Here is a 16983-nt window from a genome sequence, read left to right as displayed (position 1 = left end):
TACCGTTGCGGTGCCACCTGAAATAGTGATCTTCCTCCGGCTCGTTCCCCACTGTTCACCATTCATGATCTGAAAATAAGTAAGCTTACACCCCGGTGGAAGCACGACTGAGTAAAAGCCTGTTTTCTGGTTCTGAGCCAGCTGAAGATATCCACTTACACTGACTGGCTTAATCCCATAGTTGTTCGCCCTGCCTGAGGTGTCCCAGGTTTCAACTCCGTACTGAGCCATAGCTGTTCATCCTAAAAAAGGACCCCACCTGAGGCCCAATGTTTACCATGTTCCCGTAATTCTCCCGATCTGCACCCTCAACACATTGTTGGCGTCACGCACACTGATTGTCTGGTTTGTCTGTTTCATGGCTCCCTCTCCAGCTGTCGAACCGTAGTTCTCGAATGTTCCTGATTTATCCAGCCTCCATCCGACAGACCCAGCAACGTAATTATTGGACTGGATGAAGTCGCCGATTTTGGCATTGGTGATCGTGCCATCCTGAATAAATGCGGAGCTCATAAAGACCTGACCATTGATGACAGCGAACGGAGAGTACTGGGTATCACCGCTGCCGCTCATCAGTACAAACTGGTTAGCGTTGAAACCAACTCGGGTGACTACCGGCTTCCCCGCCTCTGCAAGCACTGCAATAGACATCCCAGCGTTGTACATCACCCCGTTTATTCTCACACCTGTTTTGAGGGTGTAGATTGCCGAAGCACCGGAGGCATCTACGACGGCTGTAAGCTTGTCTTCCAGGGAAGCGGTGACGTCCTCTATCTGCGCCTGTACCTGCGTCGAAAGTTCGGCCATTGCCTTATCAACTTCAGCAATCGTCGTTTTAACAACCAGAATATCGGCGCGCACTTCCCCGTATTGTGCCCACTGGTGCTCAACTGTTCCGTGGTTCGCCAGGGCGTTTTGTAGTATTCCCTCAATGTTTGTATCTATGTCCCCAGTGAGGCGCTCCCCATCAGCAGAGGTAAGAAAATCGTTAGCGATATCACCCAGATAATCATCGGCGTTATCGTTAGACATCCCCCGGATCCAGTCGGTATACCCGGACTCGTTACCCGTTCTGTCGACAAGCTGTGCGCGGTACCAGAATTCCTGCCCTGCTTTAAGGCCGAGCTGGGTGTATTCCGCAGATGGATAAGGCACGTCTGAGAGCAAAAATGGATCTGAAAAGTCACTGTTTGCTGTGTACTGAATTTCCGTTTTTAGCGTATCGCCGGTGTTTGCCGGGAAACCCCAGTTAAGACGAATCCCCCAGTTAATGCCCGTGGCTGTGAATCCTACTGGCTTAGGTGGATTGCCAATTTTGCCGGTCAACGTCTTCTCTTCTGAATATCCCCATCCTGAGGAAATTTCAGCGGCATTGATTGCACGCACGCGCACCAGGTAGCGCCCGGCATAAATCCCCGGGACGTCGAATGATGTGGTGGAGCTGCGCGGCACGTTAACCCAGTTCCCGTCGTTGCGGCGCCATTGCGCCTCATAGGCGATAGCATTTTGAGCCTGGTCCCAGCTCACGCGCATGGTTTCGACGCTGATATTCTGCTGCACCACGGAAAACGAATTGATCGCGATGTTGCCTGGTGGCGACTGGTTACCAGAAGGAATGACACTCACCGGCCGCTGATCTATAACGGCACCTGTATCGATACGGGCATATTTATCCGGATCGTGATTTGCCCCCGTGATGGTATATGTCCCGTCATTGTTATCGGTGACACTAACCACCCTGTACTGCTGCGCATAGAGTTCATCACTTTCAATAACCCATACAGCCTCGGCCTGTGGAAGCTCGCTAAAAGCGGTGGTCACGGTGACCATTTCACCTGACAGGGACTGAATCGTTCGGGATTGGGTGATACCCGACGGCAGGTTTACCATTATCCTGTCACCGGCCTTAGCACTTGGTACCCGGTCAAGTTTGAGTACACGACCATTAACCGCGGATAATCGACCGCCTAAATCTCTCCCTGAAAGATTTCGGTCAGAAACAGCAATTATGTAGCCCGGCTGAGGAATATTGCCGTCCAGACCAACGTCAAACGTTACAACCCTGTCTTTATTGTTGGTCAGGATCCCCCAGCGCCCTTTCCTGTTAGCCTCAGATTGCCGGGTGCATCCGATAGCGGTGATCTCAAGCTGGTTGAAACCATAGCGTGCCACCAGCGCCTGCTCGAAGACGGGCTCCATTGCGTCAGCATAGCCATTTGCCGGATCAGACCAGGAAACAAGAGCGTTTGTGTAGCGACTTTTGGTTGTGCTGCTGGAATACACAAATTTGCCGTCGACTACGTTAGCGTGCGTGTAGGTAAAATCAACATCTCTGGGCATGTCTGCAAGGGCAACAATCTGGTCGTCTCCCCAGTAGGTCATGCCTCGAAAAATGGCGGCAAAGTCTCGCAAAACAGTGTAAGCGTCATTCCTATCCTGAATGTATACGTTGCAGGTGTAACGCGGTTCAGTTCCGCTGCCGCCCTTACCATCCGGTACCGGTTGATCACAATACTGAGCGACCTGATAAAGCGTCCATTTGTCGATATTGGCTGCCGTTAGCCGATTACCAAGACCGAAGCGGTCAGTGACCACCAGATCGTAAAATATCCATGCAGGGTTATCCGTCCATGCCCACTTAAATGCCCCCGTCCAGGTGCCGCTGTACGTTCGTGTTTCCGGGTCATAGTTATCGGGCACACGAATAACACGCCCGCGGGGCTCGCAAGAAATTTGCGGAATTGAGCCATTGAACTGGCTCGAGTCAAATTCGATGTATAGTAGCGCGGTATTCGGATAACGCAGTTTGGCGTCGATTACTTCCGTGAAGCTTTGCAGCGTCACCGTGTCGCCGATCTTCGCGCTATTGGCATCGGCTGTAATCTTACGCAGCCTGATGGTCCAGGTGCTGCCAGCCTGAGGTAAATCGATACGGTGGCTGCGCTCGTAACCAGAAGTCGTTTTGCCGGTCACGCTGGTATTGAGTACCGTCTGCCATGTGCCACCATCAGTCTGCAGGTCAATTGCATAGTTGACCGAATAGCCAACCAGATCGCCATCGTCCTCCTGTTTGAAGAGAGAAGGCCATTTTAGACGCAGGCGAACAGCTGAAAGCTGCGTATTGGTAAAAGTACGCGTCCATGCAGTGGTGCTGGAAACTTCGGTACCCACGTTAATTTCGTTTTCAGTACCCGGGATCCCTTGAATGTATTTTTGCGCCTGAGTTCCAGAACGAAACTCCCACGCCACACCGCTGAAGTTCTGCGAACCATCTGCGTTTTCAAGTGCAGTGCCATCGAGATAAATATCGCGCGCAGTAAGGCCACCAGCAAGTTCACCCTCTCCCAGCGCGAGAAGGATTTTTGCCTTGGCTACTGACTGCAGATCGTCTGGCTGTTCTGTAGGAGTTCTTGAGCTTGAACTGCCGCCCTTGCGGCCTTTAATAGCGGTTGCTATAGCCATATTGCGCCCATAAAAAAAGCCACCCATAGGTGGCCATGATTAGAACAATGTTGAATTAAATATTATTTGATAAGCAAACCAAAATAATAGTATTCATCGAAAATACGGAGAAAGCGAATTGCACAATTACGAACGTACTCTAATTGTTTCGAGCGAGGAATGTCACCGTGTCGCGGATAGTTCAGGTAATAATACCCAACCTCATATTCATAATTATTTATAAAATCATCATGCAATGCGCTCCAGTACGTCATTACTCTATATAAAAGGCCATTTGGCAAGTCATACCATTTAACAAAAGTTCTAGTTAATTCACTCCAGACATCATCCTCAAGTTCAGCATAGGCGAGCTTTTTGAATGTTAGTCTCATTGCCAATATGAACGCGACTCGTTCAGTTGGCATCACTTCTCCAATCTCATCAACGTAGCCATCAAAATAGCGAAACACCTCATCTTTCGAGATTTCCTTATCTAATCCCAAAGATGCCAAAATCAAAAGATTTGAAGACTCATTGCCGGCAGAAATCTGGTTTTCAGCCCAGTCTGTGAACGCCCTTCTGTCCAAACCAGGCTCGTTTAATTTTCTTAATCCAAGTAAATCTTGAAAGTCTATAGCATAACCATCCATAAGCATTTCCAGTTATATAATGCGTTCTTTCAAGAAGATACTCTTAGCTTGGCACTATAGCTACTGCTGATCGTCAACATAAATGCCAGCAGAAATGATCGCTCCACCGATGCGGCGCTTGCCGTAAAGAAGCGGTACCGGATTTCCCTGGGCTGTCGTATTGGTTACTCCACCAAATGCGTAGCTGGCCTTGTTGTCTGCCGATTGCTTGCTGACAAGCCCGGTTGTCTGTGGAGAAAGCATTTGAACGACACCGCCAAGGGCCATCGCAGCGCCAAATTGCATTAGAGGAACGCCGACAGCACCACCGCCAAAGTATGACGCCACAGCACCAACTGCGACCAAAGCCACGCCTAAGATGGTCTGGAATACTCCACCACGTTTACTCCCGAGGATAACCGGAGCAATACGGATATCAGCACTACTCTGATCCATAGAGAGTTCGTCATCGTTCAGGTTACGCTTTCCACTGAATACAGCGTAAGTAAGCCCACGCTGCTTGCTGGTATTCAAAAACCGCTCGAAGCCTGGCACGATAACGCACAATGCGCGGATGGCTTCTTTTGGTGAAGCTACCGAAAGTTGGAATTCGCGGCCAAACGTAGTACCCAAAACACCATATAGGCGAACAGTACGGACGGATTCGCACATTATCCCTCCTGCATGATTAGGCTTTTATGCCTGACAATTTTCATGGTTCTCTCCATCCAGTAACCTCCATATGGCACACGTTGACTGAGGTGACCATAAAGATGGTGGAGAAGCATGTTCCCCTTCAGCAATATTCCTGAATGGTTCCACTTATTCGATTCCACCTGCATGATGATCAAATCGCCCGGCATCGGTGATCCACTGAATTCTCGGAACCCACATTCGTACCAGCAATCCTGGTAGAAATTATCCGGATAGGAGTCCTCCCACCACGGATAATCAACACGGTAATCCTGAAGTTCGACATCTTGCTCCTGCCGGAAATAGCTCATCACCAGCCCCCAACAGTCGTAGTGTCCGAGCACAAACGGGCGCCCGAGCAGCGGCAATTCTCCGCGGGGAGTAATGGTACGAAAGTCTCCTTCCGGCCAACTCACAATATGCCAGGGCAGCATCGTTGCATCGCATTGAGCCTTGTCCAGTTCGCTTGGTTGGGTCGTCGCGTCAGGGTGACTATGTACGATTCCCGTTATCGTCCCCCAGTCTTCAGCAGCAGCGTAATCCTCTGGTGAAAGGTGAAACTGTTCCGTTGGTTCAGCCGCCAGGTTACGGCATGGGAAATAGCGTTCCACCCGGCTTTTCTGCGCTATCACGCCACAGCATTCGCGGGGATATTCTTTCGCTGCATGCGCCAGGATGTCCTGAATTGTTTTCTGACGCATATTAGCTCCTGATCAAAGATGTTCCCGGAAAACCACCGAAAGGAAGTTCATTGTGTTCACCAAACCGAAGCTTGCAGGCGGTGAGCGTGCCGTTGCATTCATCCAATGAGGGATCGCTTACCGGATTGTTGTTTCTGTCGAAGTAAAGCGTGCCGGCATAATCGCACCCATCGCCGGTGCGGTACCTGTTCCGGATGCACCATGTGCAAAGGGAATGCAGCTGTCTGGTCGGAATCATCAATCCCTGCAGATCCATCGGGCTGGTAAGAACAAACTCGATACTTTCACCGGGAAGCTCGCTATTTTTACCGTCGATATAGAAAACCCGCTTTCTCACCTGCAAGGGATCTGCTGTTGGATTTCCATCCGGGAAATTACGCGCATCCAGGTAATGCGCAAAAGTGTCATGAATCGTAACTTTGGCCTGCAGCATATCGTCATAGGCCAGACAGAGCGCAGTGATAGAACTGTCTATGTTGGCAACGGTGAGCGTCGGCTGGGCGCTACTGCCGTCGGTTGAAGCTTCCAGTCCCTCGAGCTTGTATGGCCAGGCACCATACTCTTCGCCCTGCCACCAGATACTCTTCGCCTTTAACTTTGATTCGTCGCCACCAGCAGCCGCAATCTCTTCTTCAGTATGCGGGAGGTTATAAGCGTGAAAGCGCAGAACGTCGTCCAGACCAAACGCAGAACCGTCTACCTCAAGAAGACGTATTTTTTCACCCGGTTCGAGGCGTTGATAATCTTCAGTAATCATGGTGCGTATGCCTGTTTGAAGGTTGCTTTTATGGTCATCACTTTGCTGGATAGCGGCTGGACTTTAATGGAATCAGCTTCAATCCGGTATAAACCGGTTTCGCCGACAGGAGATGTCCAGATAAAGGATTTTGTGATGTGTTTGCGGCAAAAACTCAGCACATCGAGCATCTCTGCCATTTTTCCCGTTAAGGTCATCGGCCATGACTGTTTTTCAGGGTTGATGCCTTCACCGGCGATCTGTTCAAAGCCGTCTCCAAAGGATGCAGAGCGTGTTGCGTAAGTGAGCTCCCCTTCCATTCCCGCCTGAATCTGGGTTCGCCAGATAAATGTTTCGATCGCCAACTTTCCTCCGGGTATAAAAAAACCCGCCGAAGCGGGTCAATTGCTTAACAAAAATGATGTGTTCTTAAATGGAGTAACGTTGAAGTGCTGTCTGGCCATAAAATCAATAAGGTAACATCGCGCGGATTTCAGCATACCATTCGTTGACAGCGGGGATATCCCTTAAGAGCCAGAATCCTACGCCAATTAGCAAGAAGCTCGCTCCAAACTCAAAGATAATGCTGAACCAGTATTCAAAGGGCCTGGCATCCTTGTGAATGTACTCCTTTCGACTCGTTCCCTTGAATGTTTTGGTATAGATTCCCTTGCGCAGGTAGCCGAAAGACTGAACCAATGTTATAGGACCAATCAAAAAACAAGCACATACGGTAAACCAATATGAAAATCCCATCGCCCTTCATCCATTCATTGCATTAACACTATTATCGCATAGAAAGAATGCTAAATACCTACGATTGAAGGGTTAGTTATCACAAAGAACAGTAGTGGGATTCGTTTAATATTAATCTTTTGAAATGTTGTCGACGAACCGTGCGTTTTTGTGATTTGATAAAAAAACTCAAAAAAAAGTCGAAGCGGTCACCCCTTCACATATCTAGCAAAATGCGGGTTATGGAAAGATACCTGTCTCAGGCAGTTAAAAATACCCCACTATAAATTTAGGTTAGAGCAACCCAATATTCGCGATTGAAGTCCTATGAACAGACTGACGACACTATATATTAAAGCGCGGGCCGGGCTGTCTCCCTATGAAAAGACACCTGAAGCATCATTGATTAAAATGGCTAAGAAATGTGGCCGCAATGAAATAGCCGCCATTAACATCAGGCTCAAACAGTTCCGCTCTGAACTAGCGATGGTTGAAGAGTGGGATGGAGATCAGCAGGATATGATATGGGATGCAATTGACGAGCATTGTAAGTTATTACAACTGATCACCGACAAACAGCCCACCTGAGTAGGCTGTTTGTCGTGCTAATCGTTAGATCCATGGAACGGTATTTCGAAGGACTGGATAAGCTTCATCGCGTTCCTTTTATTGCATTCCATAAAGGCGTCCCCGGCCGCTGCGCCTGCTCAGATATTACGTTAACTATTGCCGGCTTGAGCTGTTTGATGATATCCACATTATTTGCTGGAGCCGACCTTGTCGTTGGTTGCTCACGTTCCTGAATCACAACACCACCGACATTAACATTTATAGTGGAACTACCTCCCTGTAACCCGAACATCGGTGCGTTTCCGACGTAGCCGCCGTTTGCATACCCCTGAGCTCCACGCATAAGCGCATAGAGATTACCGACACCCAGCGCACTGGTCGCTTCCTTCGTAAACACAAACTCACCACCGTGAACTACGCCTTTCGGTTGGTATTTGCCGCCATCACCGGTGTAACCGCCGCTATCGAATCCCGGCACCAGACCGCCACCAGAGAAACCAAAAAACGCCCCGATACCCGTTCCACCAAAGGCTGACTTCATTCCATTAACCAGAGCCAGTTGAGTCAGCATCTGGGTTATGCCCTTCAAGAAGGTAGTCAGGAAGTCTGAGAAGTTAGATTTACCAGTAGTAAAAAAGTCAGTGAGTGTGCTGGCCATCCCGGTGAACGCATTGTTGGTAATCGTCTGCACCTGCGAGTAAACATTAGTCGCGCTGTCCTCAAATTCAGCCCAACCCTTTTTCGCGCCGGTCAACCAGTCGCCACGCAACCTGTCCTCTGCATCATAGTAATCATTCGCCGCTTTAAGCTGCTTCTGATAGCCCTCGTCGTCAAGCGTACCGCCGGAGTTGATCCAGCCAGAAGATAGTTGGCTCTTTGCCAGTTCACGTTGTGCCTGACGGTCACTCATCCCGGCACCGTTCACTAATGCAGCCTGCTTTTCTGCCATCTGCGTGACGTATTTCTGCGAGGTATCCATTCGCTTGTTCAGCTGTTCCTGTGCGGTAATCTGATCACCTAACAGGGCTTTCTGCCGTGCCAACTGAAGCACCAGGTCTTTACTCGCCCGCAGGGATTGCTCCTGCTTTGTCAGAGAGCGAAATCGGGAGGCCTCCTCCAGCACCTGAAATTTCGCTTCAGTCGTCCACAGATCTTTGCGCTGCTGGCTGATAGTGTCGTTCAGCCCTTTATGCTGCTGCAGCGCGCGTAACTGAGACTGAAGCGCCAGCAACTCGGCCTGGGCAGCATCCGTGCTGCGATCGCCAGCCGATAAAGTGCCCTGCTTTCCGGTTTGCGTCTTTTTACCAAAAGAAGCGACTCCTTCCCGATCCTTCTGGGTGGTTGCGGTACTTATCTTTCTGGTCGTATCGAGGTATTTACCTGCACTGATATCAGCGGCATCCCAGTCTTTTTTCAGCTGAGAGACGCTGTCGCCATAAGCGCCGGCCATTTGTTCGTTGTAGTCCTGCCATCCCTGCAAAGTATCTGTTTTCGCCCAGTCAGGAACGAGGTTAATCGCGGCAGCGATAGAGGATGAAATGATCTGGTTCAGCTTCTGGAAAACGATCGCAACGCTGTAATAAATTGCGTTGAATTCCTTCAGAGTGTTTGATGCCAGCTCAGCTACCCACTGACCGATACTCTGCATGGCCTCAGACGCCCAGCCCTTGATATCCAGCCACAGGCGGCCAAACGGCGTCAGCGAGTCGTAAGCCTGTTCTCCACGTTTTGCCATCGTATCGCCAAACAGGTCCATAGCCTGCGTAACGGCCCCGGTCTGGTCCTTTTGCTTCACCAGCTCATCAATGTGCTTAAGCTGCGAAACTGTCAGGAAATTATATTGTTCGTTGAGACTCTGCAGCGCTTTAACAGGGTCTTTTTCGATGTCCTTATAGGCTTTGGTGATGTCCTGCGCCGAGACTATACCGGTCTGAACCGCCAGCGCCGTGGAGCCCGCTGCTTTTTCAAGTTGCTGCTGTGTCAGCGATCCCATGCCAACCAGCTCAGTCATCAAACTCTGAACGGTTCCTACAGTCGCGCCAGTAGAGGCAGCTATAGACTGGGAGGAAGCCATGATCTGAAGTGCTGACGTGCCGGCAATATTGCCAGTCCTGATAATGGCCTTGTTGATTTCGTCGTAGGCGGTGAAGTAGTCCGATCCCGCTTTGGCCGCAATCAGTACAGCACCGGCCAGGCCACCAATGGCCACTCGGGCAGGAGTCACCATCGACAACATCGCTTTCAGAGCATTGTTTACACCGCCAAACGAATCGCGCAGCTGGCCGCCCTGCTGAATGGCCACCATATAAACCGGCATACCGGACGCCAGTGAGGTCACAATGTCGGTCATTTGCATCGGGAGATAACGCATCGCGTTGCGGTATTGCCCCGCGCTGATCGCTCCTGACTTCCACGCTTCCTCCTGCTCTTTCAGTCGGGCGATCATCGGTGCAGCACGATCGGACACGCCAAGTTGGGCTGCTTTTAGCTCTAACAGTTCTGCGCGCGTTTTTCCGATTGCTGTGACCTGCTCTTCCAGCGAATCGATAAAGGTTTTGCCCGCAGCAGCTGCACGCTGCGCTGCCTGAGCCTGCTCAATGCGAGCCCGCCCCTCTGCGGTTTCAGACTCCATTACCTGTGCCAGTTTTGCCCGCGTCGTCTCAAGCACGCTGTTGTAACGAGAAAAATCCTCGTCTCCCACCAGCCCTTTACCGCGAAATTTCGCCAGGCTCTCCTGGATAGTGTCCAGTTCATCCAGCGCCTTGTTTACCGGGCTAATTTTATTCAGCAGGTTCTGCAACTCCTGGCGCTGTTGCTTCAGGCTTTCGCTGTTTTTCTTTTGGTTATCGATACCGGTGCGGAACGTACTGTTCAGGTCATCCACTTTACCTGCCGCGGCGGACGCGGTCTCCTGAAAGCGATCCAGTGCCTGATTACCGCGCTCCAGCTCACTGGTATTTACACGCAGGGAAATCGTGGCGATATCGTTACTCATTACGCCCTCTCTTTATGCATAATTTTTAGCGCAGCACTTTCCATCACCCGGATGTCCGAAAGCGCGGTTGCCTCGTCGTCGACGTTGTGCAGACGCATTACCCAGGGCAAAACGTTATAGTCGAGCCCGGACGCGCCGCCCATTCCCGTTCGCCATTGCGTGCTGACAGCCTGAAATACAAGGAATGAAGGCCAGATATCGGGCCAGACATCTACGAAATTATCGTCGTAGTCATCCGGCGTAAGCCCGTAAGGCGCCAGGTCCGCCGCTGTGGGTTCACGCGTATAGAACGCAGAGGCAACCGCTATCAGTTTTTTTCGCGCTGCCCCATCAGCTCGCGATAGTAGGTTTCCGGGATGGCCTTCATTGCCGCAGGATAGTTTTCCAGCAGTACCGACAGGTTTTCCGCGTTGAATGCATCGGGAAGTGCCCAGCCTGAAATGATTTCCATCAGAAAATCAGTGGCGGTTTTGCCTTCGAGTTTTTCCAGGTCAGCCAGTTCTTTAAGTGGTTTGTGGTTGAACGTGAACGTCAGCACGCCATCCTCATCGCCAGCGCGGGGAATCGAGACATTGGCCTTGAATGTAGGTTTGGGCTGAAGGGTGAATTTGGTCGCCATCGATACCTCTTAACGAAAAAAAGCCTCCGTGATGGGAGGCATGGAATTGTGAAAGCACTGACGGGTCAGGCGGCAGCGTCAGTCACCTTGTAGAACGTCATCGCCGGTGACTGCAGGTTCAGCACCACACTCACTGTCTCTACCTCGTTAACCGCAGTAGTTGGCGTATCGTCAAAGGACGCCGTAGCCGCCCAATACCGGTTCTCCTTCGCCTTCGGCACGTACATGTAAGCCGCAACCGTCTCTTCGTCTTCGTCCAGTTGGCGCAGCAACGGATATACCGGGAGAGTTGAGTCGTGAGCGATCGAGTAGGTCTGAGAGACTGCGGATTTATAGGTATTCAGGTTTCGCTGGCGGTCGTCGCTCAGGAACTGAATCTGTGTGGTGTTCTGATCGCCACCAGATTTCGACACCTCAGTAATTTGTGGCAGCTCGGTCCATTCAAGCACCTTGCGGATCGAACCGGTACCGCCACCAGCGGCATATTTGTTTTTGTTGGTGGTATTGATGTTGCGAAGAGTTACGGCGCTTTCTGAAATCGCATCAATTTTTGCAATGACGTTATCAACACCGGACCAGTTGCAGTTCACATGAACAATATCACCCACCTTGAGTGCATCCGCTTCACTCACGGTGATCACCATATTTTCGGCGTTAGTCGCCCCGGTGAAAGTAATGGCTGGGCCATAACCCGATGCCAGATAGACGTGAGCGCCGTTAGGCAATGCAAAGCCCATATTGGTTACTCCTTTAGAAACGGGAAAGTCGGCTCAAGGCCGGTCAGTTGTGGAACATCAGAGAGGGAATCAGCTGGTAATGTCTGCCCGATAATTCAGGCTGACAGGGACGGTGTAGGACACTGGTGTAGGGATCCCGCGGAATATACCAGGCTCGCTGCTAATCCAGCACGTAAAGCCCCTGCCTTCAATCTCCTGCCCCTCGGGGAACAATTCAGCCACACGGTCTGCCAGGGCCACAACATCGTTACGGCCTGTGCCAGCTGGGGCCACAACGTTAATCTGGTATACACCTGAATAAATGCGGCAGCGCAATCCAAGGTCCAGCGTACGCGGCGTGGCGGGCATGTCATGGACTGCAAGATAGAGCCCATTAGACGGCGGTGTAAAAGGCACGTTTTCCCAGGCAACCGGGATACCTTCAGTATCAGCCCACTCGCCGAGCCTTGCGGCCAGCACCGCCGCGATATCGGGAATCATTTAGTCACCTCCCTTACTGCTTCCTCAAAAAATCGCTGAAACTCAGCAGCAGTAATGCGTACCATCCCTTCCGGAGCCTGGGAAGAGTGCCCCATCTCCAGTCGATACGCGTAAGGGACGTTGTTGCAGAAATAAATAGCCTTCATCCCGACTTTGAACAGCGACAGCGTGTAATTCCCTGCGGCTTTTGTCAGATTTCCGGTTTTATCTATACGGCCCGTTTCATCTGTGGTCGGTGCATCAAAAGACACCTGCCAGTTGCCCCGAAACCGTCCACCGGTATATCCGGGTGGCGCTTTGATATCCATCCCATCCACCAGTCGAGCTTTCTTCTTAAGCCGTCCGGTTTTAGTCAGGTTGGCAGGATCCGATTTTTGCGCTTCGTTATGGTCGTATACCGCCTGATTGTAAGAAGCTGCCGTCTGGTTGATGCCCCAGAGTTCCGGGTTGCCGACAGGTGACATCATCACCAGTTGATTAAGGATCCGAATGCCGACAGCTCGTACGACTGCTTCCTGATTCGCTTTGGCTTTGTCCAAAAACGCGGTGATGGCAGCCGTGAACGCCTTGTTATCGCTCATGCTATGCCCTCAACTGAGACTTGTAGCAGAGCACCACACCGCCCGGTTTCACCGGATTAGGCTTAACCACGCGATGCCTTACGCCGTCCATGTCGATAAGATCGCCGGTTATAATTTCCTTCTCAGCGGTGAAGACAATCCGAACATCGCCGTTTTCAATGACTGTTCCATCAATTTCGCCTGGCGCGTAATCCGTCTTAACTCCTGTGGTGGTGAACTGGATATCCTCGGAACGATGCTCCACACCACCGATGACGATTAACGTGCCCTTACGCGTGACGTTGTATGCAATGCCGTTCTGCTTGAGCATACGAGTCGTTGTCGCCTGCATTCGCTGATAGTTGATGGCCATTACGCGCGCTCCGCGAAAGCATTGATTGCATATCCACGCCCACCAGCCAGGTTGCCGAGAATAGCCATTACCGCCGGGTAGGATGGTGTGAACACCTCACCATCGGCAACCGCATAGGTCATGGTTACGGCGCCTTCGACACGTTCGGTTTTAACCGCGGCCTCACGAACGCTTGAAAGCAAATCGCCCTCAATCGCCTCGATAGCCAGCATACATTGTGCGGTGATAACCTGCCGCGGCACCTGGTCGGGTGGGAAGTCGTGTCCATCCAGAATGACATTCACGCGTGGCCATGCCAGCGGCTGTCGAGGGTCTGCTTTGGAACCTACCCAATCAAGCCCTTCCAAATAGTCCATCGCCTTAATCAGTAACGGCGCGAGCTTTTCAGGCAGCTCAACTCCTCTCAGCGTGGCAAATGACGCCAGTTCATCTTCGCTGGCGTAACTGTTAACGTCAGCGGCGGTGATATCAGTAATAATCATCTGAGCATCCGTTGAATGGGGCTTATGCCCCATCGGTTAGCCAGCGGCAGGCGGGGTGAAGGTGATCTCCTCACTGGATTTAGCAATACCATCAACAGTACCGGTGACTGTGAAAGTACCTGCCGTATCAGAGGTGAGCTTGACCGTCGCCCCACCAGCAGAGCCGGTCTGAGAACTGGCCGTGCTAAGCGTGCCGCCCGTTGAACTCCAAGCAACGGTTTTGCCGGAAGCACCTGCGCCGTTTAGCGTGTACTTCAGGGAAATGGTGACCGCATCGGTGCTGTCAGCGGTTGCGGAGGTTTTATCCGCTGACAGCGTTACTCCCCCACTGCGGATTCCAGTTTGATCAGCACGCCTGCCGTTGATTTGTTACTGGTGAAATGCTTCTTCCAGTTACCTGCAGTGCCGATTTTGGTCAGGTCCGGGTTGTCGCCTTTGGAGGTATCCCAGCTGTAACCCAGCAGGTCGACATTCACCACGCCTTCAGCGCGGTATCCGATAGCCAAGTTTTCCTGGTCGTTGATGTCGTAGGAACGAAAGCCCGGCGCCTGAGACTCGGTGACAGTAACCGCACCAGCTACCAGCCCAAGGATCGCATCAGCGTCCATGGTGTCGGTCACCAGCACAGGTTTACCCAGCGTGCCTGGCTGCCCGCCGTAAACCACCACGCCCGCTTCTTCGTAGATTTTATTGGCAATCGCCTCATCAACAATGTCGAAGTAGGTGGCAGAGTGCATCACGAAGAGCACCACACGGTTGAACTTGTCGCCGTACTTACGCAGGCCGCGTGTCAGGGTCTTTTTACCGTCGGTCTCAATATCGGCGGTTACGACCATGTCGGCGTTAGCGCCAATCGCCGCAGTCAGCGCCTTCAGGCCGTACTTCACGTAGCCCTCAAGTGTCGCGTCAGCCACATCAGTGCCGATTACTTCGGAAAACTCATCAACAGAGCGGCCGCGGCGTTTGAACGCTTCTTCAGTAGTTTCGTATGGACCGTATTTCCACGGTGCTTTGACGGATACGGCTTCACCGGCGCCAATCTTCTTACCCGTCACCTTTTCGGTGGAGTTAACGTCACGCGATTCGATTGAGCCGCCCACTTTGTAGAAGGCTCTCTTGCGGAAATCGCCTTCAATCAGCTCGTTATCCAGCAGGATCGCACCGTTGGAGGACGCGTTGAAAATTGCCAGGTTGTCCTGGCGGCGCTCGAGGAAAGCGGTCTGCGCCAGATCGTCATAAATGATCAGGTCACTATTAACAGTGGTAGACATGGGTTAATCCCTTATTTCGGAAGTTTGAGGAAGGCCTGCTGGCCATGCTTGCGGATGTAGTCCGCTTTGTCGCTGGCGCTCATTTCGGAACGTTTCAGGCTGCCACCGCCGTTTGATTTGTGTCCGCCCGCGCCGGTGCCTTCTGCGCGTGGGAAAAGATGCGGAGCCGTCTCCTTAAGAGACTCCGCCCACTCAAGCGGGCTTAGTGGAGTTTTGCCGTCTTTACCGAACAGAACATCGCCATTTGCATCAACTGCTACGGCCTCGCCTTCGTCGTTGAGCTGGAATGTGCCTTTGGCACGCAGAATCAGATCGTCGGATGCTTCCGGCAGCGCGCCAGCTTTTGAGGCTGCTGCACGGATTGCATCCCCCAGAACTCGATCCCGGAATTTGTTGGAGAACGCTTCGGCTTTGTCCGCGCGTTCATTTGCGGCTTTAATCTGCTTATCAACGTCAGCACGCAGACGCTCGGTGCGCTTATCGAGCACCTCATCGATTTTTCCTGCGGCAATCAGCTTTGCCTCTTCGTCGTCGGAAAAACGCTGGAGAATGCCGCGCACAGCATCAGGATCGATACCATCGAAGCGTGACAAGGTTTCTTTTTGCTGCTTGATGGTACCCAGCAGCTCAGAGTTTTTCGATTTCAGGCCCGTGACTTCGCTGGTCACACGCTCATCAATCAGCTTCTGGATTTCTGGGGTGATTTCGATACCACCGCCACCGCTGCCCTCGCCGCCGCTTTCTGGTGCATAGAATTTCAGAAGCATGTTTCGAATTAACATATTTTCCCCTCGGGATTTTGCCGGGCCTCGCCCATAAAAAAGCCCCGGCGGATGCTAGGGCGTGAAGTAAGAAGTGGTTGTTAGTTGTCAGTGCCTGAGAGTTGCTTCAGACGTTCCAGGGATATCCATTCGCCTTTGTCAGTGAACATATCAGCCAGGTTGATTTCACCGGCTCGGAACAGACGGCCACGCTCGGCACCCAGAACCTGATCCTGGCGTTGTGCTGGCTGGCGCGCGAGCCATTCCAGATACGAAGTTTTCCCCGGTACCTGTCCATCCATGCTAGCTCGAGTCCCCTCGTCCATCTCGCCGATATCGATGCCAAGTTCGCGCCACGACTTGAGGATCAGGGTTTCAGTAGAACGACAGCAAAAATGAACTTTCCCGGGTCCCTGTAGGTAAGGCACCTTATGCCCGACCGGTTTGTTATCCAGGGTATAGCGCAGCAGGTCACGAATAATGCAGTCGTGGCTGGTTTTATTGTCCAGCGTAGACAGCCACTGTTTGCCTTTCACGATATCGCTGTTGGCACTGGTGAAGCTGTTGCGCGCTGTGGCAGCCAGATGATTCACAGCTGTTTTAGCGATGCTGGCGGCGTTTGCCCTGCTCATCTGCAGCGCCCCGTCGCGATAGTCTTTGTTGGCGTGGCCACGAACATTGCGGGCTATAGTTTCTACCGTGTCGCCGGCAAGATAACCCCTGCGGACGGCGTTCACGATGCGCGCCAGCCTGTCCGATTCCAGATTATCTGCCCACTCACTCAGCAGCCTCCCCTGAAAGGGCTTCGCCATCGCCGCGGCATACACCATATCGGCAGTGATGCCCTGCAGCGGATATCGCGCTAGCACCTGAGATGGAAGAAGGGAATCGAACAGGCTCAACTGATAACTGGCTTCGTTCTTTGCCAGCCCCACCAGTTCACTCTCGAGCCCTGCCTGCATGGTGGCTACGGCCCGATGGTTAAGCTCACGCACGCTGCCCAGTAAACTCTGCAGACGGCTAACGGTGAAGCTCTCAGGAGGCAATCTGTCCAGCGCATCCAGCAGGCGTGCCGACAGTTCTGCGTCCGTCTCGTTGAGCAACTTCACCATCCGGTTTGCCACACCGGTGGCGTAGCGACTTAACCAGACGGAATGTGCGATCGACTCATCGCGCAGGCTTTCGTTAATGGTGGCCATA

19 protein-coding genes are annotated in these 16983 nt (G+C 52.0%); 1 reads left to right on the top strand and 18 read right to left on the bottom strand.

Annotated features, from left to right (window positions below; genetic code table 11):
* Positions 1-273: 273 nt before the first annotated feature.
* The 6 genes from BFG58_RS02290 to BFG58_RS02265 form a co-directional block, all read right to left on the bottom strand.
* Positions 274-3462, bottom strand: a complete 3189-nt coding sequence (locus BFG58_RS02290; protein WP_069719651.1) for a host specificity protein J — start codon at positions 3460-3462, stop codon at positions 274-276.
* Positions 3463-3524: 62 nt separating this feature from the next.
* Positions 3525-4091 carry a hypothetical protein gene (locus BFG58_RS02285; protein WP_069719123.1) on the bottom strand — a complete coding sequence of 189 codons (567 nt, stop codon included), beginning with the start codon at positions 4089-4091 and terminating at the stop codon, positions 3525-3527.
* Positions 4092-4151: 60 nt separating this feature from the next.
* Positions 4152-4742, bottom strand: a complete 591-nt coding sequence (locus BFG58_RS02280; protein ID WP_048223483.1) for a tail assembly protein — start codon at positions 4740-4742, stop codon at positions 4152-4154.
* On the bottom strand, positions 4742-5464 hold the full coding sequence (locus tag BFG58_RS02275; RefSeq protein WP_048223484.1) for a C40 family peptidase: 723 nt from the start codon (positions 5462-5464) through the stop codon (positions 4742-4744). Before BFG58_RS02275 ends, BFG58_RS02280 begins: the two co-directional genes overlap by 1 nt.
* 1 nt (position 5465) lies before the next feature.
* The gene (locus BFG58_RS02270; RefSeq protein WP_069719122.1) at positions 5466-6221 is read right to left on the bottom strand and encodes a phage minor tail protein L; all 756 of its coding nucleotides are present in this window, start codon (positions 6219-6221) and stop codon (positions 5466-5468) included.
* Positions 6218-6565 (bottom strand): phage tail protein, encoded by a 348-nt coding sequence (locus BFG58_RS02265; RefSeq protein ID WP_069719121.1) that lies wholly within the window; start codon positions 6563-6565, stop codon positions 6218-6220. The genes BFG58_RS02270 and BFG58_RS02265 overlap by 4 nt, the downstream gene beginning before the upstream one ends.
* Before the next feature lie 697 nt (positions 6566-7262).
* Between BFG58_RS02265 and BFG58_RS02255 the strand changes: the two genes are divergently transcribed.
* Positions 7263-7523: a hypothetical protein gene (locus BFG58_RS02255; RefSeq protein WP_045371007.1), complete on the top strand. Its 261-nt coding sequence runs from the start codon at positions 7263-7265 to the stop codon at positions 7521-7523.
* 64 nt (positions 7524-7587) lie between these two features.
* Here the strand turns inward: BFG58_RS02255 and BFG58_RS02250 are convergent, their stop codons facing one another.
* The 12 genes from BFG58_RS02250 to BFG58_RS02200 all read right to left on the bottom strand — a co-directional run bounded on the left by BFG58_RS02250 (position 7588) and on the right by BFG58_RS02200 (position 16982).
* Positions 7588-10500 carry a phage tail tape measure protein gene (locus tag BFG58_RS02250; RefSeq protein ID WP_069719120.1) on the bottom strand — a complete coding sequence of 971 codons (2913 nt, stop codon included), beginning with the start codon at positions 10498-10500 and terminating at the stop codon, positions 7588-7590.
* Positions 10500-10760: a DUF1799 domain-containing protein gene (locus BFG58_RS02245; protein ID WP_069719119.1), complete on the bottom strand. Its 261-nt coding sequence runs from the start codon at positions 10758-10760 to the stop codon at positions 10500-10502. Before BFG58_RS02245 ends, BFG58_RS02250 begins: the two co-directional genes overlap by 1 nt.
* Positions 10761-10807: 47 nt before the next feature.
* The gene (locus tag BFG58_RS02240; protein WP_023344275.1) at positions 10808-11119 is read right to left on the bottom strand and encodes a phage tail assembly chaperone; all 312 of its coding nucleotides are present in this window, start codon (positions 11117-11119) and stop codon (positions 10808-10810) included.
* 65 nt (positions 11120-11184) lie between these two features.
* Entirely contained in the window at positions 11185-11856 is a 672-nt protein-coding gene (locus BFG58_RS02235) for a phage tail protein (RefSeq protein WP_069719118.1), read from the bottom strand.
* Positions 11857-11925: 69 nt separating this feature from the next.
* On the bottom strand, positions 11926-12336 hold the full coding sequence (locus tag BFG58_RS02230; RefSeq protein ID WP_069719117.1) for a DUF4128 domain-containing protein: 411 nt from the start codon (positions 12334-12336) through the stop codon (positions 11926-11928).
* The gene (locus BFG58_RS02225) at positions 12333-12917 is read right to left on the bottom strand and encodes a hypothetical protein (protein WP_069719116.1); all 585 of its coding nucleotides are present in this window, start codon (positions 12915-12917) and stop codon (positions 12333-12335) included. Before BFG58_RS02225 ends, BFG58_RS02230 begins: the two co-directional genes overlap by 4 nt.
* A gap of 1 nt (position 12918) precedes the next feature.
* Positions 12919-13269 carry a hypothetical protein gene (locus BFG58_RS02220; protein ID WP_069719115.1) on the bottom strand — a complete coding sequence of 117 codons (351 nt, stop codon included), beginning with the start codon at positions 13267-13269 and terminating at the stop codon, positions 12919-12921.
* The gene (locus BFG58_RS02215) at positions 13269-13751 is read right to left on the bottom strand and encodes a DnaT-like ssDNA-binding protein (protein WP_069719114.1); all 483 of its coding nucleotides are present in this window, start codon (positions 13749-13751) and stop codon (positions 13269-13271) included. Before BFG58_RS02215 ends, BFG58_RS02220 begins: the two co-directional genes overlap by 1 nt.
* Positions 13752-13787: 36 nt before the next feature.
* Positions 13788-14066, bottom strand: a complete 279-nt coding sequence (locus BFG58_RS24425; RefSeq protein WP_368072904.1) for an Ig-like domain-containing protein — start codon at positions 14064-14066, stop codon at positions 13788-13790.
* Between the two features lie 2 nt (positions 14067-14068).
* Positions 14069-15022: a major capsid protein gene (locus BFG58_RS02210; protein ID WP_069719113.1), complete on the bottom strand. Its 954-nt coding sequence runs from the start codon at positions 15020-15022 to the stop codon at positions 14069-14071.
* An 11-nt stretch (positions 15023-15033) separates the two neighbouring features.
* A complete protein-coding gene (locus BFG58_RS02205) occupies positions 15034-15804 on the bottom strand; it encodes a hypothetical protein (RefSeq protein ID WP_069719112.1) in 771 nt (256 codons plus the stop codon).
* 80 nt (positions 15805-15884) lie between these two features.
* Complete coding sequence (locus BFG58_RS02200) at positions 15885-16982, bottom strand: phage minor head protein (RefSeq protein WP_069719111.1); 1098 nt, start codon at positions 16980-16982, stop codon at positions 15885-15887.
* Between the last annotated feature and the right edge of the window lies 1 nt (position 16983).

It is taken from the genome of Enterobacter sp. ku-bf2, assembly GCF_001742765.1.
Taxonomy (GTDB): Bacteria; Pseudomonadota; Gammaproteobacteria; order Enterobacterales; family Enterobacteriaceae; genus Enterobacter; species Enterobacter quasiroggenkampii.
The sequence above is the reverse complement of the archived record's forward strand: the minus strand, read 5'-3'. Positions and strand labels throughout refer to the sequence as shown.

What these genes read in the sequence shown, in the direction of transcription:
- BFG58_RS02290 (WP_069719651.1), bottom strand. Translation starts at nt 3,462, where the DNA reads ATGGCTATAGCAACCGCTATTAAAGGCCGCAAGGGCGGCAGTTCAAGC.
- BFG58_RS02285 (WP_069719123.1), bottom strand. Translation starts at nt 4,091, where the DNA reads ATGGATGGTTATGCTATAGACTTTCAAGATTTACTTGGATTAAGAAAA.
- BFG58_RS02280 (WP_048223483.1), bottom strand. Translation starts at nt 4,742, where the DNA reads ATGTGCGAATCCGTCCGTACTGTTCGCCTATATGGTGTTTTGGGTACT.
- BFG58_RS02275 (WP_048223484.1), bottom strand. Translation starts at nt 5,464, where the DNA reads ATGCGTCAGAAAACAATTCAGGACATCCTGGCGCATGCAGCGAAAGAA.
- BFG58_RS02270 (WP_069719122.1), bottom strand. Translation starts at nt 6,221, where the DNA reads ATGATTACTGAAGATTATCAACGCCTCGAACCGGGTGAAAAAATACGT.
- BFG58_RS02255 (WP_045371007.1), top strand. Translation starts at nt 7,263, where the DNA reads ATGAACAGACTGACGACACTATATATTAAAGCGCGGGCCGGGCTGTCT.
- BFG58_RS02250 (WP_069719120.1), bottom strand. Translation starts at nt 10,500, where the DNA reads ATGAGTAACGATATCGCCACGATTTCCCTGCGTGTAAATACCAGTGAG.
- BFG58_RS02240 (WP_023344275.1), bottom strand. Translation starts at nt 11,119, where the DNA reads ATGGCGACCAAATTCACCCTTCAGCCCAAACCTACATTCAAGGCCAAT.
- BFG58_RS02235 (WP_069719118.1), bottom strand. Translation starts at nt 11,856, where the DNA reads ATGGGCTTTGCATTGCCTAACGGCGCTCACGTCTATCTGGCATCGGGT.
- BFG58_RS02230 (WP_069719117.1), bottom strand. Translation starts at nt 12,336, where the DNA reads ATGATTCCCGATATCGCGGCGGTGCTGGCCGCAAGGCTCGGCGAGTGG.
- BFG58_RS02225 (WP_069719116.1), bottom strand. Translation starts at nt 12,917, where the DNA reads ATGAGCGATAACAAGGCGTTCACGGCTGCCATCACCGCGTTTTTGGAC.
- BFG58_RS02220 (WP_069719115.1), bottom strand. Translation starts at nt 13,269, where the DNA reads ATGGCCATCAACTATCAGCGAATGCAGGCGACAACGACTCGTATGCTC.
- BFG58_RS02215 (WP_069719114.1), bottom strand. Translation starts at nt 13,751, where the DNA reads ATGATTATTACTGATATCACCGCCGCTGACGTTAACAGTTACGCCAGC.
- BFG58_RS02210 (WP_069719113.1), bottom strand. Translation starts at nt 15,022, where the DNA reads ATGTCTACCACTGTTAATAGTGACCTGATCATTTATGACGATCTGGCG.
- BFG58_RS02205 (WP_069719112.1), bottom strand. Translation starts at nt 15,804, where the DNA reads ATGTTAATTCGAAACATGCTTCTGAAATTCTATGCACCAGAAAGCGGC.
- BFG58_RS02200 (WP_069719111.1), bottom strand. Translation starts at nt 16,982, where the DNA reads ATGGCCACCATTAACGAAAGCCTGCGCGATGAGTCGATCGCACATTCC.